Origin of the sequence: Paenibacillus doosanensis (assembly GCF_025060755.1) — a bacterium.
Classification (GTDB): domain Bacteria; phylum Bacillota; class Bacilli; order Paenibacillales; family NBRC-103111; genus Paenibacillus_S; species Paenibacillus_S doosanensis.
This window is the reverse complement of the sequence record NZ_JANYUY010000110.1, coordinates 1-1,711: the sequence shown is the minus strand read 5'-3', so window position 1 is coordinate 1,711 and position 1,711 is coordinate 1. Positions and strand designations below refer to the sequence as shown.

General features: G+C 53.0%; 1 protein-coding gene. It reads right to left on the bottom strand.

What is annotated here, in order from left to right; genetic code table 11:
• Nucleotides 1–64 precede the first annotated feature (64 nt).
• Entirely contained in the window at nucleotides 65–1,309 is a 1,245-nt protein-coding gene (locus N0M98_RS33535) for an IS110 family RNA-guided transposase (RefSeq protein ID WP_249860219.1), read from the bottom strand.
• Between the last annotated feature and the right edge of the window lie 402 nt (nucleotides 1,310–1,711).

Here is a 1,711-nt window from a genome sequence, read left to right as displayed (position 1 = left end):
AAAAATCGAGATAATATCCAGATTTTAACTGGGAATTATGCCAGGGACTTTAGCAAAGGAGGCGTTAATCCTTCGCAGGCGTCACCTTCTTCCGTGGCGTATAGAGTTGGCCGTTGCGTAGCAGCACATCGACCAGACGCACAAGCTTTCTTGCGGTTAAGACGAGGGCGCGTTTATGTTGGTGCTTGGGCACTTCCTTGTATTTCTTCCGGTAGTACTCGCCGAATTCTTCATCGCGGTTCTTTACCGAGTTGGCAGCTTCAACGAGGTAATAGCGAAGGAATCGGTTGCCGGATTTAATCCGTTTGGTGTCTTCGGCTTCAAAGGCGCCAGACTGGCTCTTGCGCCAGGTGAGGCCAGCATACTTGGCGACAGCGGCTTGGTCGCTAAAGCGTTCGATGTCACCGATCTCGGCAAGGATGCCAGCGGCATAGACGCGATCAATGCCGGGAACAGAACGCAGGCACAGGGAGCCAGGGATCGTCTCGAGAATTTGCTCAATCGCCTTGTCCAAATCCTTGAGCTGAGCCTGGATGCTCCGGATTGCTTGAATGGATGTACCCAGCACAAGATCAATGGAATCCTCGACGACTTTGGACAGCCGGTAAGAGGCTCTGGCCGCTTTCTGAATGCAGCGCGCGACGTTCTCGGGATCCGGGAAGCGATTGCGCCCCTTGTCCCGCAAGTAGTCGGCCAGATCGCCGACATCCATCGTCGCGATGTCGTCCAGACTGTACTTTTCAGAGAGCATCTCAAGGATGGCATGGCCGAACACCGAGCTCTCGACTTCGGTCGTGAAGGCATTGCACTTGTAGAACAGGTTTTGCAAGAAGTACTGTTTCTCGCGCGTCAGGTTATGGATCAAGTGAAACCGCATGCGCGTTAAACGCTGGAGCGCAACATACTGCTCCTGCATGACAATGGTGGTTGTCAGCCGCCCGAAGCGCAGACGGTCCGCAATCACCCAGGCATCAAGCCGGTCGGTTTTATTCAGGTCGGGATAGGTTTCTCGGAACTTGCTGACCAACTTTGGATTCATGGTAAAGACCTTGGTATGGCGCTCCTGGAGTGTAGGGTCACTATGCAGGTACATGGCGGGATGCCAGCTGTAGACCGAGGTCGATTCAAGCCCAATGTGAATCTCGGAGACCGCGTGCTTGTCCGCTAAGGCAACGATGCGATCTCGCAGATGAGCAGCCCCCTCCAGATTGTTTTTCACTGTGAGGGTCTCGAGCTTATCCCCGTCTGTGTTCATGAAACACGTTTCCAGTTCTTTCGAACTGACGTCAATACCGACAAAAAGCGTCAAATGGAATTTCCTCCTTTCGATGAGGGATGCAGGGAATAGACTCTCCGGGATGCCTCCGGCGCACGCGCAGATCAATCACCCTCGCCTATAAGAACACGCTTCGGTCCATGAGCTGCCCTGGCTTGCTAGGCCAGGCATGGGGTGCCGAAGGGAACGGCCAGCGGGTCAGAAGCTCAGACACGTACCGGAGAAACAGACTTAGAAATGTAGACGTGCTACAGGAGGAGAAAGAATTTCCCCGATAGATCCCTATGATCTATTGTCCAGAGGCATGCGGGAAAGTCCAGTCCCTTTTGCAATTTTCAAGGTGCGATTTACTGGAAATCGAAAAGTTTGCGGCCAGTTCCCATGGGAACTGGAAATCGGCTTAAAACTTGGTTCTAGAAATACTATACGAGGAGG